Source organism: Flavobacterium sp. UBA4197, from assembly GCF_002379575.1.
Classification (GTDB): Bacteria; Bacteroidota; Bacteroidia; order Flavobacteriales; family Flavobacteriaceae; genus Flavobacterium; species Flavobacterium inviolabile.
On record NZ_DFUB01000007.1, the window covers coordinates 48,437 to 64,019 of the forward strand.

General features: G+C 38.6%; 14 protein-coding genes. 7 read left to right on the forward strand and 7 right to left on the reverse strand.

Annotation, left to right across the window (positions count from 1 at the left end):
- Window positions 1–140 precede the first annotated feature (140 nt).
- The 5 genes from B3394_RS03720 to hpt all read right to left on the reverse strand — a co-directional run bounded on the left by B3394_RS03720 (window position 141) and on the right by hpt (window position 6,054).
- Window positions 141–2,288 carry a S46 family peptidase gene (locus B3394_RS03720; protein WP_286913036.1) on the reverse strand — a complete coding sequence of 716 codons (2,148 nt, stop codon included), beginning with the start codon at window positions 2,286–2,288 and terminating at the stop codon, window positions 141–143.
- A gap of 186 nt (window positions 2,289–2,474) precedes the next feature.
- Window positions 2,475–3,479, reverse strand: a complete 1,005-nt coding sequence (gene obgE / locus B3394_RS03725) for a GTPase ObgE (protein ID WP_177732378.1) — start codon at window positions 3,477–3,479, stop codon at window positions 2,475–2,477.
- 51 nt (window positions 3,480–3,530) lie between these two features.
- Complete coding sequence (locus tag B3394_RS03730; RefSeq protein ID WP_246297046.1) at window positions 3,531–4,754, reverse strand: hemolysin family protein; 1,224 nt, start codon at window positions 4,752–4,754, stop codon at window positions 3,531–3,533.
- 144 nt (window positions 4,755–4,898) lie between these two features.
- Entirely contained in the window at window positions 4,899–5,471 is a 573-nt protein-coding gene (locus B3394_RS03735) for an adenylate kinase (protein WP_177732372.1), read from the reverse strand.
- 52 nt (window positions 5,472–5,523) lie between these two features.
- On the reverse strand, window positions 5,524–6,054 hold the full coding sequence (hpt, locus tag B3394_RS03740) for a hypoxanthine phosphoribosyltransferase (protein WP_177732369.1): 531 nt from the start codon (window positions 6,052–6,054) through the stop codon (window positions 5,524–5,526).
- Window positions 6,055–6,173: 119 nt separating this feature from the next.
- Here hpt and B3394_RS03745 point away from each other — a divergent pair, with 119 nt between their 5' ends.
- Window positions 6,174–6,713, forward strand: coding sequence for a hypothetical protein (locus tag B3394_RS03745; RefSeq protein ID WP_286913041.1), 540 nt, complete (start codon window positions 6,174–6,176; stop codon window positions 6,711–6,713).
- A gap of 54 nt (window positions 6,714–6,767) precedes the next feature.
- Here the strand turns inward: B3394_RS03745 and B3394_RS03750 are convergent, their stop codons facing one another.
- Complete coding sequence (locus B3394_RS03750) at window positions 6,768–8,309, reverse strand: T9SS-dependent choice-of-anchor J family protein (RefSeq protein ID WP_286913045.1); 1,542 nt, start codon at window positions 8,307–8,309, stop codon at window positions 6,768–6,770.
- A gap of 225 nt (window positions 8,310–8,534) precedes the next feature.
- Between B3394_RS03750 and B3394_RS03755 the strand changes: the two genes are divergently transcribed.
- The 6 genes from B3394_RS03755 (at window position 8,535) to B3394_RS03780 (ending at window position 14,095) form a co-directional block, all read left to right on the forward strand.
- Entirely contained in the window at window positions 8,535–9,692 is a 1,158-nt protein-coding gene (locus tag B3394_RS03755) for a 5-(carboxyamino)imidazole ribonucleotide synthase (protein WP_286913048.1), read from the forward strand.
- Window positions 9,693–9,713: 21 nt separating this feature from the next.
- Window positions 9,714–10,199: a 5-(carboxyamino)imidazole ribonucleotide mutase gene (purE, locus tag B3394_RS03760; protein ID WP_177732355.1), complete on the forward strand. Its 486-nt coding sequence runs from the start codon at window positions 9,714–9,716 to the stop codon at window positions 10,197–10,199.
- A 158-nt stretch (window positions 10,200–10,357) separates the two neighbouring features.
- A complete protein-coding gene (locus B3394_RS03765) occupies window positions 10,358–12,385 on the forward strand; it encodes a M3 family metallopeptidase (protein ID WP_286913052.1) in 2,028 nt (675 codons plus the stop codon).
- A gap of 92 nt (window positions 12,386–12,477) precedes the next feature.
- The gene (locus tag B3394_RS03770) at window positions 12,478–12,981 is read left to right on the forward strand and encodes a GbsR/MarR family transcriptional regulator (RefSeq protein WP_273246419.1); all 504 of its coding nucleotides are present in this window, start codon (window positions 12,478–12,480) and stop codon (window positions 12,979–12,981) included.
- Window positions 12,982–13,038: 57 nt separating this feature from the next.
- Entirely contained in the window at window positions 13,039–13,818 is a 780-nt protein-coding gene (locus B3394_RS03775; RefSeq protein ID WP_286913054.1) for a YqjF family protein, read from the forward strand.
- On the forward strand, window positions 13,748–14,095 hold the full coding sequence (locus B3394_RS03780) for a hypothetical protein (RefSeq protein ID WP_273246421.1): 348 nt from the start codon (window positions 13,748–13,750) through the stop codon (window positions 14,093–14,095). Before B3394_RS03775 ends, B3394_RS03780 begins: the two co-directional genes overlap by 71 nt.
- Window positions 14,096–14,728: 633 nt before the next feature.
- Here B3394_RS03780 and B3394_RS03785 read toward each other — a convergent pair.
- A complete protein-coding gene (locus B3394_RS03785; protein ID WP_286913057.1) occupies window positions 14,729–15,364 on the reverse strand; it encodes a S24 family peptidase in 636 nt (211 codons plus the stop codon).
- Window positions 15,365–15,583: the final 219 nt, after the last annotated feature.

The following is a 15,583-nucleotide window of genomic DNA, read 5'->3' on the forward strand; positions in this document are numbered from 1 at the left end:
TTCAAATTTATAATAATAAACTTTCAAATTGACCTTGTTTAAAAACAAAACCAAATCTTCTGAAATTTATTGTCCGGTACTGCATAAAAAAAGCCGCTTCTGTTGAAACGGCTTTTGAATATTTTTAAAATGCTATCGGATTATTTTACGATTGTCATTTCATCAACAATGTGTTTCGCATTTGAGAATTTGTCAATTACCCATAATACATAACGAATATCCACATTGATTGTTCTTTGCAGGTTTTTGTCAAAGATAACGTCACCAGCCATAGCTTCGATGTTACCATCAAATGCTAAACCGATTAACTCTCCTTTTCCGTTTAATACCGGAGAACCAGAGTTACCACCAGTGATATCGTTATCTGTTAAGAAGTTCACGTGCATAGAACCGTCTTTATCAGCATAACGACCGTAGTCTTTTCCTTTGTTCATTTCAATTAAACGAACCGGTAAATCGAATTCCTCATCACCTTTTTTGTATTTCTTAACCATACCGTCCATAGTAGTATAGTTGTTTACTTTAGCATCATTTCGTTTATCTGCAGGTAATGCACGAACTTTACCATACGTTAAACGCAATGTAGAGTTAGCATCCGGATATTGGATTGGTGCTAATTTAGATTCACGAAGTCCTTCAACCAATAAACGGAAAGAAGCTCCGAAATCGTTTTGTGCTTTAGAAATCACTTCCGATTTTGCGTTGTAGTGGTTTAATAAGTCGTTAGACAATACTACTAACGGATCATTTGTTACAGTAGCTGCATTCGGGTTATTTAAAAATGCTTTTACTTTTTCCGGTGAAGCAAAAATACTGCTGTCAAAAGCATTGTTTACATATTTTGTAAAGTTGTTGTTATTTTCTTTACCTAATTTTTCAACCATTGGCGCTAACGTATAACCTGCTTTTGTAGCATAAAGGTTTAACTGTCCGGCCAAGATATCTTTTTCTGCAGGAATGTAAGCTTCTTTGTAGAACTCATCAATCATTTCTACAAAACCTGGATACATTTCTTTTCTTTTCGCTTCGTCAGCTTTCGCGTAGTTTTCCAATTGTCTTCCAAGAGATCTTGAGATTGTTCCGAATGAACTTGATCTTAAAAGCGTCATTAAATAGTTGTCATGACGTGATTTCTCGTTCGTTAACGTATAATATTTGTTGATTGTTTCAACAACATTACCATATTTACCTTTATTTTCTTTCAGGTTAGCCCATTTGTTGAATTTCGCTTCCTGAGCTGCTTTTGTTTTTGCCGTACCGAATTTTGTCAGTGCGTCAATCATTCCCTGACGGTTTTTCCAGTAGTTCGCCAATGACGCATATTTTGAAGCATACATTAAACGTACTCCATCGCTTTCATCCATATGAACTTTCATTTTGTCCATACCCATTTTAGAACCTTCAACCCATGCAGGATAAGCAAATTTCACATTTTGCTCAATTCCACCTGCCGGCATCCAACGGTTTGTTCTACCAGGATATCCTAAAATCATAGCGAAATCATTCTCTTTTACACCACCTAAATTAACCGGTAAATGGTGTTTTGGCTGTAAAGGAACGTTGTTTGGTGAAAAGTCAGCAGGGTTTCCGTTTGCATCAGCATAAATTCTGAACATAGAGAAATCTCCTGTGTGACGAGGCCACTCCCAGTTGTCTGTATCCCCACCGAATTTCCCGATATTTTCAGGAGGTGTCCCTACTAAACGTACGTCTTTATAATCCTGGTAAACGAAATAGTAGTATTCATTACCCTGGAAGAAAGGACGAACGGAAACCGTATATTTTCCACCTTCGTTGTTTTCTTTTTCAATCACAGCGATCTCTTTGTTGATTGCTGCTTCACGCTCTGCTTCTGTCATTTTATCATTTACTTTTGATAAAATTCTTTTAGAAACATCATCCATACGAACGAAGAAACGAACGAATAAACTTTTTGGTTTTAATTCCGCTTTTCTGTTCGCTGCCCAGAAACCATTTTTTAAATAGTTTGCTTCCGGAGTCGATAATTCTGCAATAGCATCATAACCACAGTGGTGATTTGTTAATACCAAACCATCTTTAGAAATCATTTCTGCTGTACAACCTCCGTTGAACTGAACGATTGCATCTTTTAAACTGTGGTGATTAATACTGTAAATCTCCTCAGCAGTTAACTGCAATCCCATTTTTTGCATATCCCTGTGATTCAAACGCTCGATGAACATTAAAAACCACATCCCTTCGTCTGCTCTAACACTTGCAGGAACAAGTAGTATCGTAGCGATTAAGGATAAAATAATTTTTTTCATAATTAATTTGTTATTTTTAGTGGTGCGAATATACCTTTTTTTAAGAATTTTATAAAATATATGGATTACAAAAAATCCCTAACAAAACAACTTTAACTTTTTATTTTATTATTATTCCAACATTGTGTGACAAAAAATAAAAAAAGGCGTTCCACGGAACGCCTTTTTACAAATATGCAAGCTATCTTATTCTTGATTAAGCATTTGCCATAATTTATCTTTCAGTTCTACCAGACCCTGCTGGGCAACCGAAGAAATAAACAAATACGGCATCCCGTTAAATTCCTTATCCAGTTGTGCTTTCATTTCTGCCTTCAATTCGTCATCAAGCATATCCGATTTTGAGATCACTACCAGACGGTCTTTATCCAGCATTTCCGGATTGTATCGTCTCAGCTCATCCAAAAGGATTTCGTATTCTTTTTTGATATCCGGAGCATCTGCCGGAACCAGAAACAATAACGTGGAGTTACGCTCAATATGACGCAGGAAATAATGCCCAAGACCTTTACCTTCGGCAGCACCTTCAATAATTCCCGGAATATCGGCAATTACAAACGATTGAAAATCCCTGTAGGCCACAATGCCCAGATTCGGTTTCAGGGTTGTAAACGGGTAATCGGCAATTTTTGGCTTAGCAGAAGTCAGCACCGATAGTAACGTCGATTTTCCGGCATTCGGAAAGCCTACCAAACCAACATCGGCCAATACTTTTAATTCCAGAATAACATCCAGCTCTTCCGGCGGCATACCCGGCTGGGAATAACGCGGTGTCTGATTTGTCGAACTTCTGAAATGCCAGTTTCCTAAACCGCCTTTTCCTCCTTTAACCAGGATCTTTTTCTCTCCGTGTTCGGTAACTTCAAAAAGAATCTCATTGGTTTCTTTATCCCTTACCACTGTTCCTAACGGTACTTCGATAAATTTATCTTCTCCATCTGCACCGGTACTTCTGGCACTTCCTCCATCGCCGCCGTGTCCGGCTTTGATGTGACGTGCAAATTTCAGGTGAAACAAAGTCCATAGTCCTTTATTCCCCACCAGATACACGTGTCCGCCGCGACCTCCGTCACCTCCGTCAGGACCACCTTTTTCAATAAATTTTTCTCTGTGTAAATGCGTAGAACCTTTACCTCCTTTACCGGAAGAAACATATATTTTTACGTAGTCTACAAAATTCCCTTCTGTCATTTAATATCCATTTGGTTTTCAGTTACCGGCTGGCGGCACTAAAAACTATTTTTATTCTTTTAACGAACGTACTAAAACCTTATCGATTTTAACACCGTCCATATCAATCACTTCCAATTCCATTTTATTCCAGATCAGCTTTTCACCTACTTTCGGAATATAGGACAACTCCGTCATGATCAATCCGCTTACCGTAGTAACATCATAGTCATTAATCAGGTCATCCATATCAAAATACGTTAAAAAGTCATGCAGCGAATAGTGGCCGTCAACCAGCCATGTTCCGTCTTCTCTTGCAATTAACTGGAATTCTTCTTCATAAAACTCGGAGGCATCCCCTACCAGAGCTTCCAGAATATCGTTAAGTGTTATAATCCCCTGAACCACGCCGTATTCATCCGTGATTAAAGCATAATGCACTTTTGTTTTTTTGAAAATCTCCAGCGCTTTATACGCAGAAGTATGTTCAATAAGGTAAACCGGCTCCTTGATGATTGCCTTTAAGTCAAAATTTCCGGTTTCAAAGCTCAGAAACAGGTCTTTCAACAATACAATACCAATTACCTCATCTAAATTATCATCACAAACCGGATAAACGGAATGTATTTCTTCCAGTACTTTTTCCTTTTGTTCGTTAACATCATCTTCAACGGAAAGATACACGACCGATTTACGGTGCGTCATCAGCGAGTTTACTTTTCGGTCACCGATATGGAAAACACGTTCCACGATGTCCTGTTCAATTTCCTGAACCTCGCCGCCTTCGGTACCTTCTTTAATAATGGCTTTGATCTCCTCTTCCGTAACTTTTCCGTCGGCGGTAGGTTTGATCTTTAAAACATCCAGTATAAAATCGGTAGAAGTTGTTAACAACCATATAAACGGAGCTGTTACAATAGAGATCACTTTCATCGGAACGGCTACCGTTTTAGCAATGGCTTCCGGGTAATTCAGTCCGATTCGTTTGGGTAGTAATTCCCCTAAAACCAATGAGAAAAAGGTTAAAATAACAACCACAATACCAACGGATAATGTTGGCGAATATGGTCTTAATGTTTCAAACCCGTCTAAAAAGAGTTTAACATCTCCGGTTACTTTGTCACCGCTGTAAATACCGGTAAGAATTCCGATCAGGGTAATCCCTATCTGAACTGTTGACAAAAATTTATTTGGCGAATTAGCTAAATCCAAAGCTGTTTTCGCGCTTGTATTCCCTTTTTTAGCTGCAGTTTCAAGGCGATTTTTCCGAGCGGATATTAATGCAATTTCCGACATGGAAAAGACACCATTCAAAAGGATTAAAAAGAAAATTATTATTATTTCCAATGTGTGATTACTAGTTAGTTATCGTATCAGTTTTCCTGACTTACTTTTAAATTTTAATATAAATTATTGTATGAATATCGTAAAGGGCAATGCTTATAATTGCTCGATTACACTGCTTAATCTTTCGGTAATTTCTGCGATGCTCCCGATTCCGTTAACCGCATGAAATTTATTTTGTCCCTGGTAATACGCAATCAGCGGTGCTGTTTTTTCGTTGTATTCCTGGTAACGGTTTCTGATTTTTTCTTCATCCTGATCGTCTGGTCTTCCGGAAGTTTTTCCTCTTTCCAGCAGTCGTTGTACCAGAATTTCATCGTCGGCCTCTAATGCTATCGTTCCGGTGATTTCCCAGTTTTTTGTTTTCAAAAAAGCATCCAGTGCTTCTGCCTGCGCTAAAGTTCTTGGAAAACCATCAAATAAAAATCCACGGGATTCCATGTTTTTTTCAACTTCATCCTGTAGCATTTTTATGGTCAGACTGTCCGGAACCAAATCTCCTTTATCAATATAAGTCTGCGCTTCTTTTCCTAATAGTGTTTCGTTTTTAATGTTGTAACGAAATACATCACCTGTAGAAATGTGTTTTAAGTTGTATTTATCTTTTAAAAATTCAGCTTGCGTTCCTTTTCCGGCACCTGGCTTTCCAAATAATACGATATTAATCATTGTTGTTTTTTAAATTGTTGTTTAATGGTATATAGTTATGGTTAACTTCTTTTTATTTTAACTGATAAACTTCCGGAATGTTTCTGCCCAATCCGTCATAATCCAGTCCGAAACCAACAATAAACTTGTTTGGAATTTCCAGACCTATATAATCAATCGTGATATCCTTATCATAAGCCTCCGGCTTTAAGAATAAGGTTGCAAATTTGAGCTGTTTCACATTTCTGTCCTGAAACATTTTTTGCAATTCCACAACCGTATTGCCCGTATCCACGATGTCTTCAATAATCACCACCGTTCTTCCGGTTATATCCTGATTTAATCCGATTAGCTGCTTTACTTCGTGTGTTGTTTCCATACCTTCATAAGAAGCCATTTTCACAAAACTCACTTCACACGGTTTAGGATAATGTTTCATAAAATCTGAAACAACCATAAACGCACCATTAAGCACTCCTACAAAAACAGGAGTCTCCTCACCCATATCCGCAGCAACTTTATTTGCCATTTTTGCAATTGCATCATCAATTTCCTTTGCAGAAAGAAATGGCACAAACTGTTTGTCATGAAGTTGTATTTCCATTGTAACCTTTAGAATAATTGGCAAAGATAATAATTGCAGATGGACTATTGATAATTAACAATTAAGAATTATAAAATTTTAAATTAATTTGTATTTTCGATGAAGATTCTTAGAAAAAAATGAACGAAATTTTCTATACTAAAATTGCGAACAGCACCGCACATCGTGCCAGCAGGGAACAAAACACCGCTTACCTGTTTGAAAATCCCGGTTTATTCAGCGATTTATTTTCGTTAGCCACCAATCTGAAAGACAAAAACCACCACAGAGCCTGCTGGGTCATGGAACTGGTTTTAGAACAAAAACTGGATTTTATCTTTCCGTACACCAACATTTTCTGCGAAACCATCAATAAGTTCACGAACGACAGCGCCATTCGCCCGATATCCAAAATTGTACTGTTTTTAGTTACCCACAATAATAAAAAGCAGTCTGTTTTATCACAGGACAATCTTCAGAAAATCACCGAAACCTGCTTTGACTGGCTGATCAACGATATGAAAGTAGCCTCAAAAGCCTATGCCATCCAAACCTTATACCTCATTGGCAAAACGGAGGCATGGGTCTATCCGGAATTAAAACAGATCTTATCCCAGGATTTCCCGAACCACACACCTGCCTATAAAAGTGTAGCCAAAAGGATTTTAAAGAAAATCTAAAAAAACAAAGGCAGCTCTTAGAGCTGCCTTTATATTCCCGATCAATTGTCTGGATTATTCTTTAATGATCTTAATTGTTTTCACTAAATCACCGGCATAAACTTTCACCAAATAATTACCTGCTGAAAGATTGCTCATATCGATTTGTGTTTCAGAAAGATTTACTTTTTGAGCCAAAACTTTTTGCCCTAAAAGGTTATAAATCTCAACGGAAGAAATCGTCTCATTATACGCTAAATTCAACGCATTTTTAACCGGGTTCGGATAAGCTCTGAAAGCTGCTTCTGTAAAGCTGGCATTTGCTAAAGAACTGCTAACCGTTACATCATCAAGGTTCAGACCTCTTGCCCAATTTGAAGTACCTTCAAAAGCAATGAAATATGTTGCCGATGGATTTGGCAATGGCAATGTTACCTGAGTCCAGGCTGTATGTTCAGTAATATAATCAGTCCCTAACTGTACCCATGATCCGCCTGCACTTGTTTTGTAATACACTCTTAATTCGTCGATATCACCAAACCAGTTAACATTTGCATAATAGAAATCCAACTGAGGGCTCGCCACTCCTGTTAAATCCAATGGAGGCGAAACCAGTTTTGTTTTATTACCGGTAGTCGCTGTTCTGAATTCAGCCATTCGCGCTCCGGTTCTTGGTGTAATAGAACTATTTCCGTTTGCAGTAACATAGGTCCAGTTTGCAGTACCCGAAATCGTTTCATTACTCCAGCAGGAAGGAATCGTCGCATTATCAAAACCTTCCGTAAATGGAAATGCCGTTACCGAAGCACAACTTGTTGTAAATGCTTTAGGACCAACCCAGGCACTGTATGTTCCACTTCCGCAATCTCTTCTCACATAATACTCATAGGCAGTATTTGCTGTTAAGCCGCTTAAAGTAGTAGTAGTTGCCCCAACCACAGGAGGAGCTGCTGTTCCTGATCCTGCCGTAAATCCCGGTGCACCGTATTGTACCTGGAAATTTCCAGTAGCGGCTGTCCACGACAAATCAGCTGTTTGAGAAGTAACTCCTGCAACCAAAGGATTGGTTGGCGCCAAACAAGCCGGTAAAGCCGTTACCTCAACATCATCAATATCAAAATAGAACATGTCTGTTGTTGAAGAATAGAAACCAACATAAATGGTTTGTCCTATATAAGGTGTTAAGTCATATTGGTATTTATAGAAAGAAGCGCCGCTGGATGGTGCTACGTTAGGATCCAATACTATTGTAAAATTAGCCGGAGCTGTTCCTGTTGTAGATATTTTCACACTAATTACCTCCGGAAAAAGCGGATCTCTGCTTCTTCCCCAAAAAGTCAGGAAGTCCGATACACCTGCTGTAACCGTAATAGCCGGTGTAATCAAATAATCATCGTGGGCTGTGGATCCGTATCTGATTCCGGCCGCATTCGTGCCGCTGTGTGCTGTAAGCGTTGTTGAAGAAGAGAAATCGATAATTTGCCAGGTTCCGGTATCACCACCGTTAGCAACTGTCCAACCGGCAGGAATCGTTGTTCCTGCGTCAAAATTTTGTAAGAACTGCCCATAGCTAAACAATGGAGCAAGTACTAGTCCATAAAGTAGTTTTTTAATCATAATATGTGCTTTTTTGATTAAACGTTAGCACAATTTACAATATTTATAATTACCCTACAATTAAATTGTTAAAAAACAACCCATTAATTGGATTTTGTCACAAATCAAACATTATACATGTTTTTAAAACATTTCTTTTAAAAAATAGTATCCGGATCAAAAACAAAAATTATCAATTGTGTTTTATCTTTTGATAAGTATCTTTGCACAACAAACAACAACACAATGAATTATTTTTCTTCCGATTTTAAATTAGGAATTTTAGGTGGCGGACAATTAGGCAAAATGCTTTTGTCTGAAACCCGGAAATTCGATATTCAAACCTATGTATTGGACCCGAGTCCGGAAGCACCATGCCAATTTGGAGCTACCCGGTTTTTCCAGGGTGACCTGATGGACTTCGATACGGTTTACAAATTTGGCCAGTTGGTTGACCTGCTCACCATCGAAATTGAGAATGTCAATCTGGACGCTTTAGATCAATTGGAAACAGAGGGACTAAAAGTTTATCCTTCTCCAAAAACACTGCGCCTGATCCAAAATAAAGGAAGACAGAAAGATTTTTACTTCGCCAATGGTATTCCGACCTCACCACACCAGCGTTTTGTAGACAAGAATGCACTGGCAAAGGCATTGGAAAACGACGAACTTGAATTGCCTTTCGTATGGAAAAGTGCCCAGTTTGGCTATGATGGCAACGGAGTAAAGATCATCCGTTCTACTATGGATGTTCTCGATTTGCCCGATACGGAATGTATTGCCGAACAAATGGTCCCTTTTAAAAATGAACTGGCAGTGATTGTCACCCGCAATCCTTCGGGAGCAATCAAAACCTATCCTGTTGTGGAAATGGAATTTCATCCGGAAGCCAACCAGGTGGAATATGTGATCTGCCCGGCGCGCATTGAGGAAGAAGTTGCCCGTAAAGCCCGGGAAATCGCTTTACAGGTTTCGGAAAAATTCAACCATGTAGGCTTACTTGCTGTAGAAATGTTCCAGACCAAAAACGACGACATATTGGTCAATGAAGTAGCGCCAAGACCGCACAATTCCGGTCACTACTCCATTGAAGCCAGCTATACTTCCCAATTTGAACAGCACATCCGCGCTATTTTGGACCTGCCATTAGGCAATACCGACAGCAAAGCAGCCGGAATTATGGTTAATTTAGTAGGCGAAGAAGGGTTTTCCGGCCCGGTAGTTTACAAGAATATTGACAAAATATTAGCGATTGACGGTGTAACTCCGCATATTTACGGAAAACGAGAAACCCGTCCGTTCCGGAAAATGGGCCACGTAACGATCGTTAATGAAGACATTGCCAAGGCCCGGAAAATTGCCGAGGAAGTAAAAAACACGATAAAAGTAATTAGTCAGCAATAGACAAAAAAACAACACACACCAATGAGTAAAGTAGCCATTATAATGGGAAGCATTTCGGATATGCCGGTAATGCAGGATGCCATCGATATTTTAAAAGAATTCGGAATTGAAACGGAAGTCGATATCGTGTCGGCACACCGCACACCGGAAAAACTTTTTGATTTCAGCACCCATGCCCATAAAAGAGGTATCGCCGTAATTATAGCCGGTGCCGGAGGTGCTGCGCACTTACCGGGAATGGTTGCTTCCATGTCGCCGCTACCCGTAATTGGCGTACCGGTTAAATCCAGCAATTCTATTGATGGCTGGGACAGCGTTTTATCCATTCTGCAAATGCCGGGCGGTGTTCCGGTGGCAACCGTAGCTTTAAACGGTGCCAAAAATGCCGGAATCTTAGCCGCGCAAATTATCGGCAGTCATGATAAAAACATACAGGACAAAATTTCCGGTTATAAAGAAGGTTTAAAACAAGCCGTTCTAAAGGCATCTGAGAATCTAAACAAATAAAAAAAAGCTCTTGTGGTCAGAGCTTCTTTGGGGCAAAACCGATACAAAAGTACCAGTCATTTTTTTTGTTCAGTTTTGATTTGGATTAAAAAAGGGTTATTTGCAATTGGAATATGTTTTACAAAAATAACACGTTTAAAAACAACAACAAACTATATATGAGCATTTTAACAGAAAAATTCAATACAAAACACAATACTGCGCCTTTCTCAAAAATAAAAACAGCCGATTATGCCGCTGCTTTTACCGAAAGTATTGCACTTGCCCGTGAAGAGATAAACAGCATTACCAATAACCCGGAACCGGCAACGTTTGAAAATACTATTGCAGCTCTGGATTATGCCGGTGAAACACTGGACCGTTTATCGTCTGTTTTCTTTAACCTGAACTCGGCAGAAACAAGTGACGAAATGCAGAAAATTGCACAGGAAGTATCGCCGCTTTTAACAGCTTTCAGCAATGACATTACGTTAAATGTCGCTTTATTCGATAGAGTAAAAGCCGTTTATGCACAAATTGACAGCCTGAATCTTACCACAGAACAACATACGCTTTTAACTAAAAAATATAAAGGATTTTCCAGAAACGGTGCTTTATTGGCAGAAGACAAAAAAACACGTTTACGGGAAATCGATACCGAATTAGCCAAACTATCGCTTACATTCGGTGAAAACGTACTGGCAGAAACCAACAATTACGAGCTGCACATTACCAGCGAAAGTGATTTAAAAGGTTTACCGGAAGGAACGATAGAAGCGGCACATGCCCTTGCAAAAAGCCACGACAAAGAAGGCTGGATCTTTACATTAGACCATCCGAGTTACCTGCCGTTTGTAACCTATGCCAACAACCGGGAACTGCGCAGACAAATTGCAATCGCTTTTGGCAGCAAAGGTTTCCAGAACAATCCGTATGACAATCAGGAAATCGTGATCCGTATTGCCAATCTAAGACACGAAAGAGCCAATTTACTGGGTTATGAAACACATGCCCATTTTGTTCTAGAAGAAAGAATGGCTCAAAATCCGGCAAAAGTAAAAACGTTCCTGACCGACTTACTCACAAAAGCAAAACCGGCTGCCGAAAAAGAATTTGCGCAGTTAACCAATTTTGCCAAACAACTGGATGCCATTGACCACCTGGAAAAATGGGACGGCGCTTATTATGCTGAAAAATTAAAACAGGAGCTTTTCAATCTGGATGACGAAAAATTAAAACCGTATTTCCAATTGGAAAACGTCCTGAACGGTGCTTTTGAAGTGGCCGGAAAATTATTTGGCATCACTTTTAAAGAAGTATCCGATATTGACAAATACCATGAAGAAGTACAGACATTTGAGGTAACCGATTTTGAAGGAAATTTAGTAGCGGTATTTTATGCCGATTTCTTCCCGAGAAAAGGAAAACGCAACGGAGCATGGATGACTTCCTTCAAGCCGCAATACATACAAAACGGAAAAAATGAACGGCCGCATGTGTCCATCGTTTGTAATTTTACAAAACCAACCGAAACCAAGCCATCATTACTGACGTTTAACGAAGTGACAACTTTATTCCATGAATTCGGACATGCCCTACACGGAATGTTAGCCAACACTACCTACCCGAGTCTTTCCGGAACCAGTGTTTTCTGGGATTTCGTGGAATTACCAAGTCAGGTAATGGAAAACTGGTGTTACGAACCGGAAGCTTTGGCTTTATTTGCCAGACATTACCAGACCGGCGCTATTATCCCGATGGAATATGTTGAAAAAATAAAGGAAAGCGCCAGCTTTCTGGAAGGAATGGCAACCCTGCGTCAGCTAAGCTTCGGTTTATTAGACATGGGATGGCACGGTCAGGATCCATCGGCTGTTACAAACATCAAAGCTTTTGAAAACGAACAGTTTGCTTCCACAAAGTTATATCCGGACGTAGCCGAAAATGTCATGAGTACTGCCTTTTCGCACATCTTCCAGGGCGGATATTCTTCCGGGTATTACAGCTACAAATGGGCTGAAGTACTGGATGCCGATGCATTTGCTTATTTCCAGGAACAGGGAATTTTCAACCGTGAAGTTGCCCAAAAATTCAAAGACAATATCCTGTCGCAAGGCGGAACGGACCATCCGATGACATTGTATAAAAATTTCAGAGGACAGGAACCAAAACCGGAAGCCCTGTTAAAAAGAGCCGGATTACTATAATTTACAATAACCCGATATGATTTCGGGTTATTTTTTTAAACAAACTTTCAATTATTTTTGAAAGTTTAGAAATTTAGTTATACATTTGTCTCATGGAATTCAACGAAGCAAAAAATAAATTTGTACAAACATGGGGCGCCTTAGGCTCTCAGTGGGGCATTAACAAAACAATGGCTCAGATTCATGCTTTGCTGATGGTTGCTTCCGAACCGCTTTCTATGGAAGACATTATGGAAGAATTAATGATTTCCAGAGGTAATGCCAGTATGAACCTCAGAGGGCTGATTGATTGGGGAATTGTATACAAAGAATACAAAGCCGGCGAGCGTAAAGAGTTTTTCACTGCCGAAAAAGATCTGGACGAACTGGCGGTAAAAATTTCCCAGGAAAGAAGCAAAAGGGAACTGAAGCCTGCGTTAAAAATTTTAAAAGAGGTTTCCTCTATAGAAGATACCCAATCTGCCGAAGCCAGACACTTTGTGGAACAGACAACCAAGTTGCATGACTTTGTTTTAAAAGCCGATAATGTACTGGACAAAATCACCGAATATAAAGACAACTGGTTAACCAAACTGGTTCTCAAAATCATGAAGTAAAAAAAATTTAAATAAATGTTTCATTTTTTTCTGAAAGTTTAATAAATACAATAAATTATGAACTTCTTAACTGCACAATGGAAAAACCTGATTATAGCTAATTACACCATCGATCCGGATGTATTACAACAGTATCTGCCCGCCGGAACCGAACTGGATTCCTGGAACAACAAACACTATATCAGCCTAATCGGCTTTCAGTTCAGAAATACCAGGGTTTTAGGGATCCGGGTTCCGTATCATGTTCATTTTGATGAGATCAACCTGCGTTTCTATGTAAAGCGTTTTGAAGACGGGCAATGGAAACGGGGTGTGGTTTTTATCAAGGAAATTGTTCCTAAAAAAGCCATAACACTAATCGCCAATTCGCTTTATAAAGAGCATTACAGTACTGCTCCGATTAAACACACCAACAAACTTGACGCCGAAATCCGCACGGTTTCCTACGAATGGCAAAACAAATCCAAATGGAATACTATAGCGGTAAACGCTTATGATTTTCGCAGTGAAATTGATCCGGATACTGAAATCGATTTTATTACCGAACATTATTTTGGCTATACCCGATACACCAAAGAAGTAACGTTCGAATATGAAGTGACGCATCCCAGATGGCATTATTACCCGGTAAAAAACTACCGCATTAATGTTGACTTCGAGAGCAATTACGGTACTGCTTTCAAAGCACTAACAAACCAGCAACCGGAATCCGTATTCTTTGTTGAAGGTTCTGATATAACTGTAAAAAACAAAAAGAAGCTGAACCATGAACTACAACATTCCCGCCTACCTGTTCTTTCTGGCGATCATGATCTTCATCATCGTCAGGATTGGTAAAATCTGCTATCAGAACGGAAACATTTTTGTGGCAACCCTTTTACCCAACCACAAGGAATTATGCCAGCAGATCAATAAAGTACTGTTAACCGGTTATTACCTCATCAACATTGGTTACTGCGCGATGACACTGCTCAACTGGGAGAAAATAACCTCTCTGGAAATGCTCTTTGAAAGTGTTGCCCTGAAAACATCCGCTATCATTTTCACCTTAGCGGCTTTACACTATATCAACATTTTTGCAATCAAAAATTACGTTCAAGCATTAATTCAATAACATCAAACATTTACAATTATGGAAACTACCAAAACAATTATCGGTTATGCCATTTATTTACCCATAGCACTATTTCTGACCTATTATATGGGCTATTAATTAAAATGTAATATATAGTATTTATAAAAAACCCTAAAAACCCCTTAAAATTCAGTTAATTAGGGGCGAAAAACCCTTTTTATCAATTAATTCAAATTGTGCAATTAATTACCGTTAATGGGGATTTAATTACCGGTTAAATAGCCTTTAATTTCCATTTAAACGGCTTTAATTTCCATTTTGCGCTAATAACTGCTAAATACTACCATTATTAAGCAGTTAAGCGATTAAAACGCATTAAAAACAGCCCTTTTTTACGGGCTTTTTTTATTACAAATAGATTGACTCGATAAAACCGGTTTAGTTGCTTAGGTTAACAGTTGGGTTAACAGTTGGGTTAACAGTAACAGGTTTTTTTTATCCTGTTTTCAACCAACTAATATCAATATAATGCCCTTTTCTTCATAAAAACATTTAACTCAACGATGATAGTTACAATAGTATAACAAAAAAAATACACATAAAAGCACTGCATATCAGCTATTTGCGTGTTGTTTTATTGGTATGGGAAGACAAAAACAGTAAATAATATAATTACTCTAGTCTTATAACACCAACAACAAGAGCCATACCGTCTATTTCTTCCACTGGAACCTCGAAAGGTTCATAATCTTTATTATCTGAAATCATTAACAGGGAATCATCGCCGCCCTTTTTAATTCGTTTTATTATAATTCCTTGCCCCTTTGTGGCAACAACGTGTGTTTTATTCCATTGAATGAAGTTTTTTTCGTTTATCACTCTACAGGCGACAACATCCCCGCTACTATACTTCGGGTACATGCTACTCCCCTCAACTTCAATCATAAAATCAATTTTTTTGGTTTTGAATTTAGGAATAACGTAATAATCCTTTACGTCCTGATCACTTATAGAAAAACTAGAATTGCCAAAACCGCCCATAGCCGTAACATTAACCAAAGGAATGCCGGCAACAATACCATTATTAGGAATTGCAATAATAGGCTCACTTTTAAGCATATTTCCACTTCCAAGAACAAGCCATTCCGGACAAATCTCCGGATACGCGTTGAGTATTTGCTCTATTTTTGACGCGCCAATATCCTTAACCTTGTCTAAGAACCCATTAGAAAGACCAGTTTTTGTGTAAAATTTATTTTTACTAATTGTTTTATATTCAATGAATTGTAAAATTCTATCGACAATCATTCTATAATTTTTAGATTATATACTCAATTTTATTTGTTTATATAGAATATACTCTATACTTTTGCTGCACAATAAGAAACTATTTAAGCAATGGACAAAGGTATCAGAAAAAACAAAAAATACACTTATAGCCCCGAAATTATTTCGGCATTAGTTGAAAAGCACAGCCTTACAGCCCAGTATATAAGGCAATGCCTGAGCGGTACGCGTAATAGCATT

Coding starts and splice junctions, on each gene's coding strand:
- B3394_RS03720 (WP_286913036.1), bottom strand. CDS start 2,288: ATGAAAAAAATTATTTTATCCTTAATCGCTACGATACTACTTGTTCCT.
- obgE (WP_177732378.1), bottom strand. CDS start 3,479: ATGACAGAAGGGAATTTTGTAGACTACGTAAAAATATATGTTTCTTCC.
- B3394_RS03730 (WP_246297046.1), bottom strand. CDS start 4,754: ATGTCGGAAATTGCATTAATATCCGCTCGGAAAAATCGCCTTGAAACT.
- B3394_RS03735 (WP_177732372.1), bottom strand. CDS start 5,471: ATGATTAATATCGTATTATTTGGAAAGCCAGGTGCCGGAAAAGGAACG.
- hpt (WP_177732369.1), bottom strand. CDS start 6,054: ATGGAAATACAACTTCATGACAAACAGTTTGTGCCATTTCTTTCTGCA.
- B3394_RS03745 (WP_286913041.1), top strand. CDS start 6,174: ATGAACGAAATTTTCTATACTAAAATTGCGAACAGCACCGCACATCGT.
- B3394_RS03750 (WP_286913045.1), bottom strand. CDS start 8,309: ATGATTAAAAAACTACTTTATGGACTAGTACTTGCTCCATTGTTTAGC.
- B3394_RS03755 (WP_286913048.1), top strand. CDS start 8,535: ATGAATTATTTTTCTTCCGATTTTAAATTAGGAATTTTAGGTGGCGGA.
- purE (WP_177732355.1), top strand. CDS start 9,714: ATGAGTAAAGTAGCCATTATAATGGGAAGCATTTCGGATATGCCGGTA.
- B3394_RS03765 (WP_286913052.1), top strand. CDS start 10,358: ATGAGCATTTTAACAGAAAAATTCAATACAAAACACAATACTGCGCCT.
- B3394_RS03770 (WP_273246419.1), top strand. CDS start 12,478: ATGGAATTCAACGAAGCAAAAAATAAATTTGTACAAACATGGGGCGCC.
- B3394_RS03775 (WP_286913054.1), top strand. CDS start 13,039: ATGAACTTCTTAACTGCACAATGGAAAAACCTGATTATAGCTAATTAC.
- B3394_RS03780 (WP_273246421.1), top strand. CDS start 13,748: ATGAACTACAACATTCCCGCCTACCTGTTCTTTCTGGCGATCATGATC.
- B3394_RS03785 (WP_286913057.1), bottom strand. CDS start 15,364: ATGATTGTCGATAGAATTTTACAATTCATTGAATATAAAACAATTAGT.